Origin of the sequence: Nonlabens sp. (assembly GCF_018401815.1) — a bacterium.
Classification (GTDB): domain Bacteria; phylum Bacteroidota; class Bacteroidia; order Flavobacteriales; family Flavobacteriaceae; genus Nonlabens.
The window spans coordinates 518,285-537,464 of the sequence record NZ_JAGYKG010000002.1; the positions used below are offsets into that span (position 1 = coordinate 518,285).

Here is a 19,180-nt window from a genome sequence, read left to right on the forward strand (position 1 = left end):
AGAAAGCTTGTTAGCGAATCCGCTCTGCAGCGGATGGACACCATTGATTAATAATGGTACAGATCCCGATATCGCTCCTGCGTCACTCATCGGGATAAGCGATTCACACACAAACCGAGAAAGGTACAGATCCCGATATCGCTCCTGCGTCACTCATCGGGATAAGCGATTCACACACCAGCAGAGCTGGTGGTTCTCTGCTTACATATTTCGTCTATATTGCCCACCTACTTCAAACAAGGCTTCCGTGATCTGTCCTAGTGTACAGATTTTGGTGGCTTCCATCAAGTGCTCAAAGATATTGCCTTGTTGTACGGCTGCTTCTTGGATTTTTGATAGTTGTACTTGTTGCGCTTTCGCGAAAGCGGTATGCAAATTATTCTTAGTAGCAATTTGAGCTTGCTTCTCTTCTTCTGTCGCACGAATCACCTCAGCTGGTAACACAGTTGGGCTACCTTTTGAACTTAGGAAGGTATTCACTCCTATGATAGGGAATTCGCCGGTATGCTTCAACATCTCGTAGTGCATAGATTCTTCCTGAATCTTACTGCGCTGGTACATTGTTTCCATAGCTCCTAGCACGCCACCACGCTCTGTAATGCGGTCAAATTCTTCCAAAACAGCCTTCTCTACCATGTCGGTTAACTCTTCAATAATAAAAGCTCCTTGAATTGGATTCTCATTTTTAGCCAGACCTAATTCTTTATTAATGATCAATTGGATCGCCATCGCACGTCTTACCGATTCCTCAGTAGGTGTGGTAATCGCCTCATCATAAGCATTGGTATGTAGGGAGTTACAGTTATCATTAATCGCATAAAGCGCTTGTAAAGTGGTGCGTATATCGTTAAAATCAATCTCTTGTGCATGTAGGGAACGACCACTGGTTTGAATGTGGTATTTCAACATTTGTGCACGAGAGTTAGCTCCGTATTTGTGCTTTAAGGCTTTAGACCAAATTTTACGAGCCACACGACCTATAACCGAATATTCTGGGTCAACACCGTTGGAAAAGAAGAAACTCAGGTTAGGACCAAATTTGTTGATGTCCATTCCGCGACTCAAGTAGTATTCTACATACGTGAATCCGTTTGCCAAAGTGAACGCTAATTGAGTAATCGGATTTGCTCCAGCCTCTGCAATATGGTATCCAGAAATAGAGACACTGTAGAAGTTGCGCACTTTTTCTTCAATAAAATACTGCTGAACATCACCCATTAATCTCAGGGCAAATTCAGTAGAAAAAATACACGTGTTTTGTGCTTGATCTTCTTTTAAAATATCAGCTTGAACGGTTCCACGTACTTGAGCCAGTGTTTCGGCTTTGATACGGGCATAGTCTGCTGGTTCTAAAATCTGATCTCCTGTCAATCCTAAAAGCATCAAACCTAGACCATCATTTCCTTCAGGTAATTTGGTAACATCTACCTGGCCATTTTTAGAATATACTTTATCTCCTTCGGCATTTAAATAAGAAGGGCGTTCTACTTTTTTATCGTCATAAACTTCTTTGAGCTTTGCTTCTACTTGATCGCCTAATCCGTTTTCAGTAATGAATCGTTCACAATTTTGATCAATCGCGGCATTCATAAAGAATCCTAATAACATAGGAGCCGGACCGTTGATCGTCATAGAAACCGAAGTCATGGCGTGAGATAAATCAAATCCAGAATAGAGTTTTTTAGCATCATCCAGACAGCAAATACTCACTCCAGCATTACCGATTTTCCCATAAACATCTGGTCGCAATCCTGGATCGTTCCCGTATAAAGTGACACTGTCAAAAGCCGTACTCAAGCGTTTGGCCGGCATTCCCAGACTTACATAATGGAAACGTTTGTTGGTACGTTCTGGTCCACCTTCACCTGCAAACATTCTAGTAGGATCTTCTCCTGTTCTTTTAAATGGATACAATCCTGCGGTATATGGAAACTCTCCTGGTACGTTTTCTTGTAAACACCATTTTAAAATATCGCCCCATGCGCTGTATTTAGGCAGCGCCACTTTAGGAATCATCTTATGAGAAAGGGATTCGGTATGCGTTTCAATTTTAATGACTTTGTCACGTACTTGAAACTCATAAATAGGTTGTTGGTACTTGTTTACTTTTTCATCCCAACCGGTGATTACTTCCCAGTTGTATGGGTCAAGGTCTTTTAATGACTTATTGAATTGTGCAATTAAAAGATCCATGAAATCTGCATCATCTGCAAGTGTTTGTGAGATGATGTATTCTTCATTTAGTCCTTTTTCTGTAATGAAACGTTCTCGACTTTCGCTCGAACTAGCATTTTCGTTTTGATCTAATAAGGTATTGATCGTCTGATAAATTCCATATAATTTCTGGGCTACTTTAGATTGTGCCTCTGCGGTGTTATCGTAGGCTCTGTTGCTTTCGGCAATTTCACTTAGGTAACGAGTTCTCGCTGGAGGGATAACAAATATCTTTTCGCTTGGTGCTTTATTGAGTTCGTTTTTAGAACTGAAGTCTACTGCTGTTTTTTGAGTTAGCTCAGCCATTAACGCTTCATACAACGCATTCATTCCAGGGTCATTGAATTGGCTAGCAATGGTACCGTGAACTGGTAATGTCGCTGGGTCTGCTTCCCACAAATTGTGGTTGCGCTGGTATTGTTTTTTTACATCTCTCAGTGCGTCTAGGGACCCTCGTTTATCAAACTTATTGATCGCAACTACATCGGCAAAATCCAACATATCGATTTTCTCCAACTGTGTCGCTGCGCCAAATTCTGGTGTCATCACATACAAAGACACATCGCTGTGTTCTAGTATTTCGGTATCGCTTTGTCCGATACCGCTAGTTTCTAGAATAATTAAATCATAGTTGGCCGCTTTTAAAATATCTACAGCTTCTTGCACGTGTTTAGAAAGTGCGAGGTTGGACTGTCTGGTAGCAAGAGATCTCATATAAACGCGATCATTGTTGATGGCGTTCATACGTATTCTATCTCCTAAAAGTGCTCCACCAGTCTTGCGCTTTGATGGGTCTACAGAGATAACTCCTATATTTTTTTCTGGGAAATCCACTAAGAACCTACGAATCAACTCGTCTACTAAAGAAGATTTTCCAGAACCTCCAGTTCCCGTAATTCCTAGTACGGGAGCTTGCTTTTCAGTTTTATCAGCTTGTGCAAAATGCGTTACAAAGTCTTCGTGTCTGTTTTCTGCTAGCGAAATCAATCGAGCTATGGTAGGTGCGTGATTTTCTAGAAGTTCTCCGTTTAATTCCGCTTTCGCGTTCTTGTCTGTTGATTCCTTAACAGGAAATGGGGGAACAGCAACATCACATTGCTTTACCAAATCATTAATCATCCCTTGCAATCCCATAGAACGACCGTCATCTGGCGTATAAATACGTGTAATTCCGTAATCCATCAATTCCTGAATCTCTGAAGGAAGAATCACGCCGCCTCCACCACCAAATATCTTAATATGACCAGCACCTTTTTCTACCAACAAATCACGCATGTATTTAAAATACTCATTGTGACCACCTTGATAAGAAGTTAAGGCAATACCATTTGCATCTTCTTGAATAGCAGTATTTACCACTTCTTCTACGCTTCTATCGTGACCCAAATGAATCACTTCACAACCTGTAGATTGTATGATACGTCGCATAATATTAATCGCAGCATCATGCCCGTCAAAAAGACTAGCAGCGGTTACAATACGCACTTTATTTACGGGAATATAGGGTGTTTGATCTTGCATTAGGAACTTATCATTTTATAGATGGCAATTTACGAAAACGATAACGGAGTAGCTTACTAGGTATTTAAACTTTTGCATTTATTTATGGCAAATGCTTATTCTTGTTATTCAAAAGTGCTAATTATGAAATATCCTTTTTACTTTTTGATGTTTACACTCCTGTTAGTAGCTGCTTGTAAGCCTACTGATGACAATACTTATATTCCCGAAGAAGGAACCTATTTCCCCCCATTATCGGGTACTACTTGGGAAAGTACTGCTCCTATATCCTTGAATTGGAACACCGAAAAAGTAACTGAATTAAACACTTTTCTAGAGCAAAATGAAACCCGAGCTTTCATTGTATTAGTAAGCGGTAAAATAGTCATTGAAGAATATTGGAATACTGATTTACAAGGAAATCCATTTACTGCAGATAGCAATTGGTACTGGGCAAGTGCTGGAAAGTCTCTTACGGCTACCTTAATAGGTATTGCACAAGAGGAAGGCAGCTTAACTATCAATGATAAAACATCTGATTATTTAGGAGCTGGATGGACGAGCTTGCCAGCAAACAAAGAAGATTTGATCCGCATAAAAAACCAGCTCTCCTTTACTACTGGAATTGACTATAATGTACCTAATGCAGATTGCACTTCGCCGGCCTGTCTTAATTATCTGACCGATGCTGGAAATCAGTGGTATTACCACAACGGAACCTATACCTTATTGCATAGGGTTTTAGAAAATGCTACTGGAGTTACCAATAACCAATTTACAAATACGGCAATTCAAGATAAAATAGGTATGGACGGATCTTGGTTAAGCACTAACGGTTTAAACGAAGTGTACTTCAGTACGGCGAGAAGTGCTGCACGTTTTGGTTTATTGACATTAAACCAAGGTATTTGGGAGGACACTATAGTTCTAGGAGATGCTGTTTATTTCAATTCCATGACCACAACCTCTCAATCTATCAATGAGTCTTATGGGTACTTATGGTGGCTCAACGGAAAGGACTCTGTAGTATTTCCTGGAACTACAACAGCTATAGCATCATCAGTAACCCCATCAGGTCCTGTAGATATGATCAGTGCTCTTGGTAAAGACGGCCAGTTTATAGACGTGGTTCCTAGTTTAAATATGGTAGTGATACGCATGGGCGATACCTCAGCCCAAGAGCCGGTTCCTGTTTTGTTCCATGATGACATGTGGGCAAAGATTATGGATATCGTCAATTGATTGATGCAGGCTTTGTCGTTAGTAAGGAACAGAAGTAATATTCTTCTAGTTTTTCTACTTTTAAAAGTACCCTTTTAAGCAAGTATTTTTTGACCAGATGCTTCTGAGGAGATTGAGGTAATATCGTTCCATTTTACAATAGCTGTGCGTTCTCTAAACAAAGGAAAAAAGGAACTAGCTTAGTAAAAATAAAATGGCATCCAATACAATTAGACCATTCTTTTGATTGGAATAGGTTCCGCTTTCGCGAAAGCAAATCTTCACAAAATTTTAAGATTTGTAAATTCTATCTTCACAACCGATATGAAGCATCTTTTTTTTACCTCCATAACAGCCCTTTTCCTATACTCAACAGCAGTTGCTCAAGAAAATAGGCTTGCTCAAAAACAGCCAAATACGGCCGAAATCTATCATCAAATGGAGAAATTGGGCTTTTTAGGAACAGTACTTTACGTAGCTGCGCATCCTGACGATGAAAATACACGACTTATTTCTTGGCTTGCCAATGATCAAATGGCGCGTACTGCATACCTTTCTCTTACACGTGGTGATGGTGGGCAGAATCTTATAGGACCTCAGTTAAGGGAACAGTTAGGAATGATAAGAACTCAAGAGTTGCTAGAAGCCAGAAATACCGATGGTGGACTACAATTTTTTACCCGTGCCAATGATTTTGGCTATTCCAAACATCCTGAGGAAACTCTAGAAATATGGAATGAACAAGAAGTGATGGAGGATATGGTCCGTATTATCAGAGAATTTCAACCTGATGTTATCATTAATAGATTTAATCATCGCACTCCTGGATCCACACATGGACATCATACCAGCAGCGCTATGTTGAGTATGAAGGTATTTGATTTTGCAGCCGATAAAACTATTTATGCTAGCCAGTTAAAAGAACTAGAAACCTGGCAAGCACAACGTATATTCTTTAATACCAGCTGGTGGTTTTATGGAAGTGAAGAAGCTTTTGAAAAGGCAGATAAAACCAACCTTATAGAACTAGATGCAGGAACTTATTATCCTTATAAAGGATTATCTAACAGCGAGATTGCTGCATTAAGTAGAAGTAAGCACCAGTCTCAAGGCTTTGGAAGTTCTGGCTCAAGAGGTTCACAAACCGAATACTTAGAATACCTAAAAGGCTCCTTCCCCACCGATAAGTCTGATTTGTTTTCTGGAATCAACACCACTTGGACTCGTGTAAAAGGCGGAAGTAGCATACTGCCTTTACTCAACGCTATCCTAGCCAACTATGATTTTAAGAAGCCGACGGCAAGCATTCCTGCGCTATTAGAAATGCGCGCACAAATTGAAAAGTTAAAGGATGAACACTGGAAAAAAATCAAACTAGAAGAACTCGATCAGATCATTCTTGATATTGCAGGCGTTTACCTAGAGGCAAGTGTGAATACGCCTTCAGCCACTGCTGGAGAATCCTTAAGAGTGAACATCGAGTTCACCAACAGGTCCTCAGAAAAATTTAAAGTCAGTCTTTTACCGAACCAACTGATTCAAATCGAAGAAAAGGAACTTCGTCTTAATGAAAACGACACTAAAACCATAGAAGCTACCTTAAACATTCCTCCGTATTACGAGGCTAGCACTCCTTATTACTTAAAAGAAAAAGGAAGTTTAGGAATGTATCAATTTAAAAATAAAAGTCTTACTGGAAAACCTGAAAAGGGTCCGGAGTTTATAGTAAGAACCTTTATAGAACTACAGGGAACTCGATTGTACAGAGAATTTCCCATTATTCACAAGCGCACTGACCCAGTTCGTGGCGAGGTGAATGAACCCTTTTATATTGTTCCAGAGGTTGCTGTAAGCCTAGAAAATCCGGTATATGTATTCTCTGGAACTACCCCCCAACCTGTTCAAGTCACCATAAAGGCAACTAAACAACTCCCTCAAGGCAGCTTAGAGTTAGCCTATCCAGATGACTGGAGCATTACTCCCACAAATTTTAATTTTAAAAGGTTAGAAAAAGGGGAGAAAAAAAACTACACCTTTAACGTACAACCGCCTAAAAAGGCCTCGAGAGGTGTCATTTCTGCGCTCGTAAAAATTGGCTCACAAACCTTTCAACAAGAAGTGATTAATATCGATTACGATCATATTCCAGATCAACAATTGGTTAGAGATAATGAGTCTCAGGTAGTAAAACCTGGTCTTATCAATACGGCTCAAACTATTGCTTATATCAATGGTGCTGGAGATGATGTCGCTCAAGCTATTGAAGCTATTGGTGGAAACGTATTTAAATTTGAACCAAGTGAGGTGCCTGATGACCTTTCTAAGTACGACGCCGTAGTAGTAGGAATCAGAGCCTATAATGTCGCCAAAGAAGATATGGCAGCACTGCAAAACCGTTTGGAACCCTATGTGAAAAATGGCGGTACCTTGATGATGCAATACAATACAAACCGTGGCATCAGCCAAAATGATTTGGGTCCTTTACCAATAACGCTTTCGCGAAAGCGTGTAACTGATGAAAATGCGACCGTAACCATATTAGAACCTCAGCATAAGATCATGTCCTATCCTAATGCGATTAACCCAACAGATTTTGAAGGCTGGGTGCAAGAACGCGGACTTTATTTTCCAGAACAATGGGATGCTGCTTTTACTCCCATTTTAGGAATGAGTGATAAGAATGAGAAAATGACTAAAGGAAGTCTCATTGTTGCTGAATATGGCAAGGGGCATATTATTTATACCGGATTAAGCCTCTTTAGAGAATTACCAGCGGGAGTTTCAGGAGCTTACAAATTACTTGCAAACATGATTAGCATAGGAGTTGGAACTCCGTCAATTAAAAACAAAGATGGACAAACAAAACTCTAAAAATTGGAAGCTTGTGTATGCACTGGTCATTCTAGCAAATATTGTCTTTGCTATATTGTTTTATATATTAAGCGCGGTTTATGGAAATAGTTGATTGGTTCATACTGGTAAGCACCCTTGCTTTTATAGTACTATACGGAGTTTATAAAACTCGAGGAAAACAGACCAGCAAAGAATACATCAAAGGTGGTGATGCTCGTTGGTGGACGGTAGGGCTTTCAGTAATGGCGACTCAAGCAAGTGCTATTACTTTTTTAAGTACTCCTGGACAAGCCTATACCGATGGGATGGAGTTTGTTCAATTCTATTTTGGACTTCCCATCGCGGTCATTATCATTTGTGTCACATTTATCCCTATTTATCATAGACTTAAGGTTTACACGGCTTACGAGTTTCTAGAAAAAAGATTTGACCTTAAAACCAGATCTCTAGCCTCCATCCTATTTTTGATCCAACGCGGTCTCGCAGCTGGAATTACCATTTATGCACCGGCAATTATTTTAAGCGCCGTACTGGATTGGGAATTAAAATACCTGAATATCATTATAGGTATCCTTGTCATTATTTACACCGTATCTGGTGGAACTAAAGCCGTTAACGTGACTCAAAAGCAACAAATGATTGTCATCATGGCCGGAATGGTTACTGCCTTTGTCCTTATCGTAACTCAATTGCCAGATAACGTCACTTTTGATGATGCTCTTACGATGGCAGGAAGTGCCGAAAAAATGCAAATTCTAGACTTTGAATTCTCCTTAGATGATCGCTATAACGTCTGGAGTGCCCTTTTTGGAGCTACTTTTTTAATGTTGAGCTATTTTGGAACAGATCAGTCTCAAGTACAGCGCTATCTGTCCGGGAAATCTGTAAAACAAATGCGCATAGGACTGTTATTCAATGGACTGCTAAAAGTACCTATGCAGTTTTTTATTCTTATGGTAGGGGTCATGGTTTTTGTTTTTTATCAATTCAACTCCACCCCGCTAAACTTCAACCCTGCGGCAGAAAAAGCCGTAAAGGAAAGCGAATTTGCAGGTCAGTACAGCAGACTTGAGTCCAGTCATGAAGAACTATTAAAGGAAAAACAGGAGGTTCAAAAAAAATATGCCACAGCACTAAACACCTCTGCTTTAGAAGATATTATTAATTATGAATTGGCTCTGGATTACCTTAGATCTCAAGAAGAAGGCAACAGAGCTGCAGCACGCACTCTTATTGAAAAGGCAGACCGCGGTATTGAAACGAACGATAAGGATTTTGTATTTATACACTTTATATTGCATCACTTACCCAAAGGCTTGATTGGGTTATTACTTGCGGTCATCCTCAGTGCCGCAATGAGTTCTACAGCCTCAGAATTAAATGCCTTAAGTTCCACAACTGCTGTAGATATCTACAAAAGATTCCGTAAGGAGGAAAAAGACGACGATCATTATGTGAATATGAGCAAGTGGTTCACACTCATGTGGGGAGTTATAGCGATCTTCTTTGCCAGTTTTGTTTCTTTATTTGACAACTTGATTCAATTGGTCAATTTTATAGGATCTATATTTTACGGGACTATTTTGGGGATTTTCTTAGTGGCTTTTTACTTTAAAAAAATAAAAGGACAAGCGGTTTTTATAGCGGCCTGTATCTCTCAAGTCATTGTTGCCACTTGTGCTGTTTTACACGAATTTGTAGAAGGAATTGAAATCCTTCCGTTCTTATGGTTGAATCCGTTAGGAGCATTTTTAACAATAGGATTTGCTTTGCTTTTTAGCTCCTTAAATAAAGAAGATCGCACTGCATTTCAATTTGAAAATAGCTAGTGAATGAACAATTACTTTCCATGATGGCTGTAGAGAGTTCGTTGCTTTTAAGGTTCAAGAATTACTAGGTAAAAAATACACCCCAATTATAAACCACAACTCAATCAACTGCTAACTGGGGTTTTTATTAGAACAGAAAATGTATTCCATTAAAAAACCGCCTGCAACTGGTACAGACGGTTTTAAAAATAAGAGGTGATGATTTACTTTATTTCTAAGGAAATCTCAGCCTTTAATAATTTTGATATAGGGCAAACTTCTTTTGCTTTATTTGCGATCTCTGCAAATTTTTCTTTAGATAGTTCTGGAACCTTACCAGTTAATTCTAGAGTGATATGAGTAATTTCTCCATCTTCAAAGTTAACCTTAGCATCTGTAGATAAATGAGTAGCTGTAAAGCCTTCTTCATTAAGTAAAAAACTCAATTGCATGGTGAAACAACCCGCATGTGCAGCTCCTATTAATTCTTCTGGATTAGTTCCCTTACCCTCTTCAAAGCGAGTACCAAATGAATATGCGGTCTTATCCAGCACCTGACTTTGTGTAGAAATGTTTCCTTTTCCTTCTTTACCTGTTCCCTCCCATTGGGCATTTGCTTTTCTTGAAAATTTCATTGTTTTATTTTTATATGGAAGCTAAAGTAAAAAATTGCTATTGAATTCTACCTCTTTTAACAGATAGTTGAGTTTTGACGCTAAAAAACCGTCTAGAAATACTCTAGACGGTTATTGTTGTTCCGCTTTCGCGAAAGCGAGGTCACAAAATATGCTTACATCTTAGCGCCCCATTCTTTAAGGCTGTCGGTGTTCAATTTTACGTAATCCATATTTTTTGCTTCTTCTGCAAGAGTCAACGAGATTTTTGCCGATGCGATCGCAGCAGACTTGTTACCCATTTTTGCTTCTATAAGCGCTTTTTTTCGGTGCATCCAGTAGGCTTCAGGACGTGCTTTTACTGCTTCAGATATCCATTCGTGAGCCTGTTGTAAATTTTTATTGGCATCCAAGTAAAAGGTAGCAGCAGCATAATAATCGTTTGCTGATGGACCTGACATTACTTTATCAATACTAGTTTGTGTTTTGGCAGCTGTTGGTACCGTAAAAGGAACCGCTACTAATGTTTCATCCCACATCATTTGTAAATGAGCCCCTTCCATAGTCAGTTCATTGATCGCCATGGTCCAGCTTTCTACTTGATTTTTAAGTTTTTTAGTTGCTACACTAGTAGTAGCTACTACTTTCTCTTCATCCCAAGCTCTAGGATTGCCCCAGTTGCTCGTGTCGTCGTACAGCATTACGATCCATTCTTTCTTTCCTGGTTTTGTGTACACCGCATAAGTTCCAGCTTTTACCTCTGTACCAGCAAATTTTACATCGTCAGAAAATGTAATCATCGAATTTGAGTTGGCACCAGTGCGCCAGAGTTTGTCAAATGGTACTAACTCTCCAAAAATAGCTCTTCCTCTTTTTGCTGGACGAGAATATTCGAGAGTAACTTCGGTAAGACCTACGGTTTGCGTGGCCTTAGCGATTGGACTTGGTTGTGGTGCATCTATCTGAGCCACTGCAGTGCCAGCAACTAGCAGTAAACTTAAAACAACTATTATTTTTTTCATGATGTGATTTTTAATTTTTAATACGCACGTAAATATCGGTGATTTTGATCTTTAAAAATGTTAGGATGTTGTTAACTAACCCCTTTAGCACTAGAGAAAAAGATCATTTTAATAGCAACGACCAATAATATCACTCCAAACACCTTTTTAAGCATTTGCTGATTAAGACTAATGGCGATCTTGGAACCAAAATAGCCTCCTATTACAAATGCTACTGCAATAATAAGAGCATAACGCCAGTCCAGCGTATGGCCGTTGCTATGATAGGTATAGGCAGCGAGTAAGGTCACTGGAACAGCCAGTACAGCCAGACTCATTCCTTGGGCTTGATGTTGTGAATAACCTAAAAACCAAATCGCTAAAGGCACCATAATCACACCGCCACCTACTCCTACGCTACCACTCAAGACGCCAGCAAGTAATCCTATTAATAATAGCAATAATACAGTTGTTAAGGTCATTTTAGTTGATTTCATGATTATAAAAATGTGGGCACAAGCTACAAAAAGACGGCTTCTTTTTGATCCTATTATTTTTTATTAGGCACATTTCAATAACAACTTGTTCACAATAGTTTATTTTTTCTTGAAGAGACTTACCGATTTCCTCATTAGTTGTGATGTCAAAAGTGAGCTGCTTGATCTTGTTTAATTATAATACCCTTTTTCAGGTATAGCTATGGCATATTCCTTTTTTGATTTGTTCTTTAAACTAGGCTCTCTTAACCACGGATTGTGGATTTTAAGGATTTTGTAATTGATGTTGTTCGCTTTCGCGAAAGCAGAAAGGTCCTCCACCTCATAGTCTACCATCACATTTTTAGTAGGAATAACTTCATACCCATGACTAGGGTTGACGTTAAAGCCAAAGTTCTTTGGGTTTTTAAGAATTTCTTTGATGGCTAAAATTCTAAACACATAACGTCCTGTTTCTTCACCTAAAAGAAGATCGTAATAACGGTTTACCCCTTGAGCTTCTATTTGTTTGTTGATTCCACCGTTACCTGCGTTGTATGCCGCTCCTGCAAGGGTCCATGTTCCAAACTTTGATTTGCTTTCCTTTAAATAATAGCAAGCCGCATTAGTGGCCTTTTCTAAATGGTAGCGCTCGTCTACATTAGCGTTTATCTCTAATCCTAATTCCCTACCTGTAGCAGGCATTAGTTGCCAAAAACCTCGGGCACCAGCTGGAGAGCTAACATTTTGCAAACCGCTTTCTATTACTGCCAGATATTTAAAATCGTCTGGAATTCCATTTTTGGCAAGAATTGGCTCAATGATTGGAAAATATTTTTGAGCTCGTTTAATCAGTAATATGCCATTAGATTGCCAGTAGGTATTTACTAAAAACTCCCGATCAACGCGTTCTCTAATATCGGGTTGATCAAGCGGTACTGCTTCACCAGCAAAATCAAGACTTTTAGGTAAATGGACACTATACACCTTATAATCCTGAACACGCTTTTCTACTTTTGCACTAGTCGATGTCTTCCAAGATGAAATTGCAGCGCTACTGGAAGCAACTCCTCCTTGCTGCATAGCACTAATAGTAACTATGAAAATGACGGCAACTCCTGCCCCTATAAGTATCTTTTTCATGTTGTTGAAGTGTTTCTTCAAAAATATAAAAAGAGGCACCTTCTATCGCAGGACAATTCGTTAATTTTTTATGCCTTTATGAACGTATAAGTTCTGGTAAATGTTCATTAAACCACCGGTACCTATTTACAATCATCACATGAGTCCCTTTAGGAATAATTATGCAGTTCTTGATGTATTTGATAGGAAAAACAGGGTCAGCATCCCCGTGAATATGAATCACACCAGGTAAGGGCTCTTTCTGATCCCAGTTGACAATTGTGTCGAGTGCCCATTCCAAATAAACAGAACTATTTACCGATAGGTATTTTTTATACCGTTCTATTTTTTTAGGCGCCACACCGCGACTATAAGAACTTAAGACCTCAAAGCTTTCTACAAGGCGAGTAGGAAACATCTTATGCAAGCCTATCATTCTAGAAAACCGCATCCTTCTTGGAAATTCTTGGTTAGATTTAACAGTAGAAATGAGAATAAGTTGATCCACGTTGATCTGCTTTGCCATCTCCTGAACAATTATACCGCCAAATGATACCCCTATAAGCACCGGATTGGTGTGGGTAACCTGTTGTAATAAGCGACTCACGTAAGAAGTCAAACGTTCTTTATTTTCAGGAATAATCCATTCCAAATAGTGACAAGTAAAATCATTTTCAGGCAGTTGGATATGCTCAAAAATGGAGGGGCCAGCTGCCATACCTGGCATAAAGTATAGGTGCTTCATATCAGTAACAATTGCTTTCTATCAATGCTTTAACATTAAAAGATGATTTAAATCATCTATTTTCATCTATATTTGCTTTATTATAACTAAACATTTTTTGCTCTCTTCTCTAATCATCTCCAAAGTTACTTTGAATAAAATTAGTGATCCTCTATTTAAGAGACTTTAATGAGTTAAAACAAGTATATGGAACCCTCTACTACCTTAGAAATTACTGACAACGAATTTTTGCGTCAATACGAATGTCGCAAAGGCGATATGTTGGCAAGAATCGAATATGCCCAGCAAGAGAGAAAAATATTTTTAACTAAATTAATTGTCCCAGAAGAATTGGAAGATGATATAGAATTTAGAAATGAATTTTTAACTGCTGTTTTTGAAAATATTAAAAATGAGAAAGAACTTAAAGTAGTCCCTACTCATCCTAAAATAGCAGGTTTTGTAAGAAAAAATCGCATGAAATACAAGGATATGCTTCCAGTAGGAATTGCGATCTAAACGGCACTAGTATCTCTTATTAACGGCTCTTATTTTAAGAGTCTTTTTTTTTACATTTCTTTGTAAAGTTGTTTCCATCGTACTATCGCTTTTTCTAAATCTTGCGGGGTATCAATACCTATACTAGGATGGTTGGTAGTGATCATTTTAATCTTCTTACCGTGTTCCAAGTACCTGATACATTCAATCTTTTCTGACAACTCTAAGGGTGTTGGTGATTGGTGGTAAAAATCTAATAATGCTTCTTTTCTGAATGCGTAAATTCCTATATGCTTGAAAACAGGCTGTTTTAAGGGCTCATCTCTTGAAAATGGAATAACCGAACGTGAAAAATACAAAGCATGACCACTAAGATCGGTAATTACTTTTACGTTATTAGTATTTTGTATGTCTTCTAACTCTTTAATCTCATGCATTAAAGAGGCAAGTGAAATTTCTTCATTGGGATCATTTTCAAATACTTGAATAAGCTTTTTTAAATCTGTTTGGTTGGTAAAGGGTTCGTCTCCTTGAATATTAATGATCAGGTCGGCTTCAAAAGCCTCCACAGCTTCTGCTATGCGATCACTACCTGTTTGGTGGTCTTTACGACTCCTCACCGCTTTACCACCATGACTAATAATCTCGTTATAGATCACTGCACTATCGGTAGCTACAAGAACTTGGTCAAACAGGCCTGTATCCAAGGCAGCTTCATAAGTGCGTAATATCACCGACTTCCCACAAAGATCTTTCATAAGTTTACCGGGAAACCTACTGGCTTCATAGCGTGCTGGAATAACCGCGATTTTTTTCATCTCTAATAGTTAACAACAACAAAGGTAATCTTCTATCTGATTCTTTTGTTACAAAACCATTTTCTCTCTTAAAATAAAATCCCACTGCTCTACTAGAGGCAATTATGTAAATAACATTACACCACTTCTCGCAAGGAGTTGTATTAGAAGGTAAAGGACGGTGGCATGTTTTGGGCACCTCCACAAGTAACAAGATTACGCCTCCTCCTATGCAACGTGTTGAATTCTCAACAATATCAAAACCAATAGCGTCTTAAATAGATGAAAAAAAGATTTTTAAATCATTCCACAACAGCCTAGTGTTCTATAAAATGGTCATTTTTAAAGCCTATGAGGTACAAATTTGTTTTGGCACGAGTAACGGCCGTATACAACCATCTTAAATAGCTTTTATCTGGCCCTTCTGGTAAATAAGGTTGCTCTACAATAACGTTTTCCCACTGCCCTCCTTGTGATTTGTGACAAGTAATCGCATAAGAAAACTTCACCTGTAAGGCGTTAAAAAATGGGTTCTCTTTGATTTCTTTATACTGTTGGTACTTGGGTAGTTTTAAATAATCCATGCGTACTTCTTGATAGAGCTTATTGCTCTCATCATATGTTAAGGAAGGTGTTTCTGAAGTAAGAGTGTCCAGCAAGAGAACCGTTTCAAATTCTTTCATTTTAGGATAATCCACCATTCTCACTTTAACTTCTGCAAAATGGAAGCCATAGATATTTTTAAAAGCATAGATTTCTAATACTTCTACAATATCGCCATTAGCAATAAAACCGGCATCACTAGATGGCTGAAGCCAGTGGTAATTATTTTTTACTACCATTAAATAATCTCCTGGTGAAAGCTCGTTCTCATTAAATAAAATGCGGGATCTTATTTGTTGATTATACAGGTTGGCCCTTTTATTAGACCGCACGATAATCGCAGTTTCTTCATGACCGTGAGAGTCATAAGCGCTATTGATAGCGTCCAAGATCTCATAACCATCTATAAGTCTATTAATATCGGTAAAGTGCGCTACATCAAATTTAAAATCAAACTCTTCATGTAATATATGATTGCGTATCCCTGTAGCATTGAGTAGAATTCCCGAATTTTCGCTTTGGCGTTTTACCTCATCTAACTCGATCTCGGTAACTTCCTTTAAATAACGTTGCTCCATCAACTGGCTGTCCAGAGCTGGAGAAACATCGAGTTGTACTGGAGGTAATTGGGCGGTATCTCCTATAATCATCAACTTGCAATTTACACCACTGTACACATATTCAATAAGGTCATCGAGAAGCGACCCGTTTCCACCAAACATTTTATTATCTGCAGCTACATCAGGAATCATGGATGCTTCATCTACTACAAAAAGTGCATTGCGGTATTTGTTTTGCTTTAAAGTAAACTGCACCCCACCATTTCCTTGACTTTTTGGATAATAAATTTCTCTGTGAATCGTGGCGGCTTGTTTATTGGAGTAATTACTGATCACTTTTGCTGCTCTGCCAGTAGGTGCCAGTAACACACAACTCATTTTTAACTTCCATATACTCTTAACAATCGTACTTGTTAAAGTGGTTTTTCCAGTTCCTGCATAACCACGCAGTATAAAAAGCCGATCTTTATTCTTGTCTATAATAAAATCGGCTAAAGACTCTAAAGCCCTATCTTGCTCATTTGTAGGCTTAAATGGGAAATCTAACAGAAGTACTTGGTAAAATTCTTGTGGAGTCATTAGCAATTGTGGAAAACTGAGTATAAACTTAACTCAAATTTTATATCTCGGGCTAGGACGAGTGAAAAAAAATTGTAGATTTGTGAACGTTAAAAAAAGCATTAAACCCTTCAAATATGGTCAATTTAATTATAGCAGTTGTTTTAGGTCTTGCAATCCTAGTTCTATTAGCGATATTCATTAATAGGATCCCTAAAAAATTACACCCAATTATAATTGTAGTATTGCTAGGTATAAGTGGCTTTTTTGGATATAAATTATTTAAATCTATTGAAGAACCAGTAAAATTTGAAGCAGCAAAAGAAGAGCGTTACAAAGAAGTGGTCGCTCAATTAATTCTCTTAAGAGAAGCACAAAATGCTCATAAGACGATTACAGGGAATTATAATGACGATATTCTTAAATTATCTCGTTTTATAGACACTGCAAAATTTGCCTTAACCCAAAAACGAGACAGTACGATTATAGATGAAGTGCGCAACATTAAATTTAGACTGCGTGCGGATGACCCTAACGGGTACAAAAAAGAAATAACCCTTACCGATACTTTAGGCTTTACATCAGTTAAAGACTCCCTCTTTAGTAAAGTTGACGTTTCACAATTATTGAAATACAACATAGAAGGAGCTCCTGGTTCGATAGAACTAAAGACAGGAGTTGTATTTGATAAAGAAAATAGAATACCTGTTTTCGTTGCGGTAGCACAAAAAAAGGATATTCTTTTCGACCAGCCTGAAAGATTGGTAAATCAAGAATTAGAGATGAAAAGCGTAGAAGGTATTGATGGCCCAACCATTTTTGTAGGTAGCCTTGAAGAAATTACTACTAGTGGAAACTGGCCAAGACAGTATGCACTCAACGAAAAATAGCCACACCGGCCATATAAAAAAACTGTCCGTTCTGATTCATCAGGATGGACTTTCTTTTTACACCTATGATCACATGGGTGTTTTAAATTCGTTGCACAAAGAGTTCAAACACCCAGCAAATCCTGTAGAGATTTTACAGGCCATAGAGGACTGCTTTACTAAAGAGGCTCTTTTAGATGAGGCTTTCGCAAAAACAACCCTAATATACCATCATAACATAGTTACCTCTGTCCCTGCTCTTTTATACCATGATGACCACGCAGTAGATTATCTTAAATACAATGCGAGAATCATAGAAACAGATGTGTTAAGTGTCGATAAAAACGTAGGAAAATCAGGAGTTCATACCGTGTATATCGCCTTTGCTAATATCAATAACTATTTCTTTGAACGCTATGGTAGCTATGAATATTTCCATTACAGCTCTCGAATTCTAGAGTGTAGAGATACTTCAATAGCCACTTTACGACCACAGGTGTATCTTGATATTAAAAAAAAGCATTTTTACCTGACTATTTTTAAAAATGGAACGCTAGTGGCACAAAACCTTTTTCCACATGATGCCATAGAGGATATTTTGTATTACACGATGTTTACCACACATCATAATGACCTCGACCCAGAAACTATGAAAATGATCTTGTGTGCTGAACTACAAGAAGAAAAATTATTTGACCTTTTATACACCTACGTGCGTGATGTCAGTTATATAGAAAATTATCCTAAATACTTAGAACACATTGTATGCGTATAATATCTGGAATACACAAAGGTCGTCGCATATCGGCACCCAAAAATTTACCTGTACGACCTACTACAGATATGTCCAAAGAGGCATTATTCAATATTTTACGACATAAGATTCATATTCACGATATTAAAATGCTGGAACTTTTTGCCGGTAGCGGTAATATGTCTTATGAATTTTGTAGTCGTGGCGCTGCTAGTGCGATAGCAGTTGACCAACATTACCCTTGCATAGCCTTTATAAAAAAAACTGCAGAAGAATTGGATTTTCCAATCGACACCATAAAAGCAGATGTATTTAAGTTCCTAGAAAAACACAAAGGGAAATACGACATCATCTTTGCAGATCCACCTTATGCGCTGGAAGAAGAAGAGTTTTTAAAAATACCCAATTACGTCTACTCCAACGAGCTTCTTGCCGAAGACGGAATTCTTATTATAGAACATTCTAAACACACCTCACTAGCTACTCATGAGCATTTTGATAACGAGCGGCGCTATGGCGGTACAGTTTTTAGCTTTTTTGAAGGTCCTAGTAGTGAGGAAGAGTGATGGCAAACAACTGTAACTTCTAAAGCTAATGCCAGTAACCACTGCAAGGCTTTATTATTTTTACTGGACTGTCCAGCGCTTTTCTTTCCTAAAATGAGAGCGCTTGCTTGCTAGAAGCCGGATGCTCCTAATTGATCAACTATACAGAGATTACACTGCGATTGGTTCCTTCTATAGCCATGATCTTGTATGCTGAGGATTCCAAATCACCACTTGCATTTGACATTTTTGGGTGGTTCGTGCTAGTGACTTACTTAGTTTTATAGTTGATTCCAAGGAAGTGGCATTATCATCTGTCATAAAAACCGCTGTTACCTCCAGCCTTTGTATGGGCTTCTTTAGCTCCAGTTGCTTTTTATTAGGAGGAGTGGATCGAGCATATATAACCTGTTGGACACAATATAAACGTACGTAAATAAAACGTACAATAATTTGTTTTGTA

16 protein-coding genes are annotated in these 19,180 nt (G+C 38.3%); 7 read left to right on the top strand and 9 right to left on the bottom strand.

Translation table 11 applies throughout. From position 1 onward, the window contains the following. Positions 1-201 precede the first annotated feature (201 nt). Positions 202-3,735, bottom strand: a complete 3,534-nt coding sequence (locus KG732_RS06650; protein ID WP_213521669.1) for a methylmalonyl-CoA mutase family protein — start codon at positions 3,733-3,735, stop codon at positions 202-204. 123 nt (positions 3,736-3,858) lie between these two features. Here KG732_RS06650 and KG732_RS06655 point away from each other — a divergent pair, with 123 nt between their 5' ends. The 3 genes from KG732_RS06655 to KG732_RS06665 all read left to right on the top strand — a co-directional run bounded on the left by KG732_RS06655 (position 3,859) and on the right by KG732_RS06665 (position 9,617). After that, complete coding sequence (locus KG732_RS06655; RefSeq protein ID WP_300980352.1) at positions 3,859-4,956, top strand: serine hydrolase; 1,098 nt, start codon at positions 3,859-3,861, stop codon at positions 4,954-4,956. A 222-nt stretch (positions 4,957-5,178) separates the two neighbouring features. Continuing rightward, positions 5,179-7,806, top strand: coding sequence for a PIG-L family deacetylase (locus KG732_RS06660; protein ID WP_300980353.1), 2,628 nt, complete (start codon positions 5,179-5,181; stop codon positions 7,804-7,806). A gap of 80 nt (positions 7,807-7,886) precedes the next feature. Then, the gene (locus KG732_RS06665; RefSeq protein WP_213521670.1) at positions 7,887-9,617 is read left to right on the top strand and encodes a sodium:solute symporter; all 1,731 of its coding nucleotides are present in this window, start codon (positions 7,887-7,889) and stop codon (positions 9,615-9,617) included. Positions 9,618-9,820: 203 nt separating this feature from the next. Here KG732_RS06665 and KG732_RS06670 read toward each other — a convergent pair whose 3' ends face one another. The 5 genes from KG732_RS06670 to KG732_RS06690 form a co-directional block, all read right to left on the bottom strand. Further along, the gene (locus KG732_RS06670) at positions 9,821-10,231 is read right to left on the bottom strand and encodes an OsmC family protein (RefSeq protein ID WP_213521671.1); all 411 of its coding nucleotides are present in this window, start codon (positions 10,229-10,231) and stop codon (positions 9,821-9,823) included. Positions 10,232-10,386: 155 nt separating this feature from the next. Further along, positions 10,387-11,232: a DUF2911 domain-containing protein gene (locus tag KG732_RS06675; protein WP_213521672.1), complete on the bottom strand. Its 846-nt coding sequence runs from the start codon at positions 11,230-11,232 to the stop codon at positions 10,387-10,389. Positions 11,233-11,303: 71 nt separating this feature from the next. After that, complete coding sequence (locus KG732_RS06680) at positions 11,304-11,693, bottom strand: sulfite exporter TauE/SafE family protein (RefSeq protein ID WP_213521749.1); 390 nt, start codon at positions 11,691-11,693, stop codon at positions 11,304-11,306. A 186-nt stretch (positions 11,694-11,879) separates the two neighbouring features. Continuing rightward, entirely contained in the window at positions 11,880-12,830 is a 951-nt protein-coding gene (locus tag KG732_RS06685; RefSeq protein ID WP_213521673.1) for a lytic transglycosylase domain-containing protein, read from the bottom strand. A gap of 76 nt (positions 12,831-12,906) precedes the next feature. Next, entirely contained in the window at positions 12,907-13,554 is a 648-nt protein-coding gene (locus KG732_RS06690; RefSeq protein ID WP_300980354.1) for an alpha/beta hydrolase, read from the bottom strand. A gap of 186 nt (positions 13,555-13,740) precedes the next feature. Here KG732_RS06690 and KG732_RS06695 point away from each other — a divergent pair, with 186 nt between their 5' ends. Then, positions 13,741-14,052, top strand: a complete 312-nt coding sequence (locus KG732_RS06695) for a GNAT family N-acetyltransferase (protein WP_213521674.1) — start codon at positions 13,741-13,743, stop codon at positions 14,050-14,052. Between the two features lie 50 nt (positions 14,053-14,102). Here the strand turns inward: KG732_RS06695 and kdsB are convergent, their stop codons facing one another. Both kdsB and KG732_RS06705 read right to left on the bottom strand, forming a co-directional pair. Next, a complete protein-coding gene (gene kdsB / locus KG732_RS06700; protein WP_213521675.1) occupies positions 14,103-14,849 on the bottom strand; it encodes a 3-deoxy-manno-octulosonate cytidylyltransferase in 747 nt (248 codons plus the stop codon). 296 nt (positions 14,850-15,145) lie between these two features. Further along, a complete protein-coding gene (locus KG732_RS06705) occupies positions 15,146-16,570 on the bottom strand; it encodes an ATP-dependent RecD-like DNA helicase (protein WP_213521676.1) in 1,425 nt (474 codons plus the stop codon). Between the two features lie 116 nt (positions 16,571-16,686). On the opposite strand from KG732_RS06705, the gene KG732_RS06710 reads away from it, so the two are divergent. From KG732_RS06710 to rsmD, 3 genes are read left to right on the top strand one after another with little or no spacing between them, the layout of a single operon-like run. After that, positions 16,687-17,439, top strand: coding sequence for a hypothetical protein (locus KG732_RS06710; protein ID WP_300980356.1), 753 nt, complete (start codon positions 16,687-16,689; stop codon positions 17,437-17,439). Then, positions 17,420-18,193: a DUF3822 family protein gene (locus KG732_RS06715; protein ID WP_213521677.1), complete on the top strand. Its 774-nt coding sequence runs from the start codon at positions 17,420-17,422 to the stop codon at positions 18,191-18,193. Before KG732_RS06710 ends, KG732_RS06715 begins: the two co-directional genes overlap by 20 nt. Further along, positions 18,184-18,738: a 16S rRNA (guanine(966)-N(2))-methyltransferase RsmD gene (rsmD, locus tag KG732_RS06720; RefSeq protein WP_213521678.1), complete on the top strand. Its 555-nt coding sequence runs from the start codon at positions 18,184-18,186 to the stop codon at positions 18,736-18,738. The genes KG732_RS06715 and rsmD overlap by 10 nt, the downstream gene beginning before the upstream one ends. A gap of 171 nt (positions 18,739-18,909) precedes the next feature. On the opposite strand, the gene KG732_RS06725 is transcribed toward rsmD, so the two are convergent. Next, positions 18,910-19,180: hypothetical protein (locus tag KG732_RS06725; protein ID WP_213521679.1), on the bottom strand; the 271-nt coding region annotated here is incomplete at its 5' end.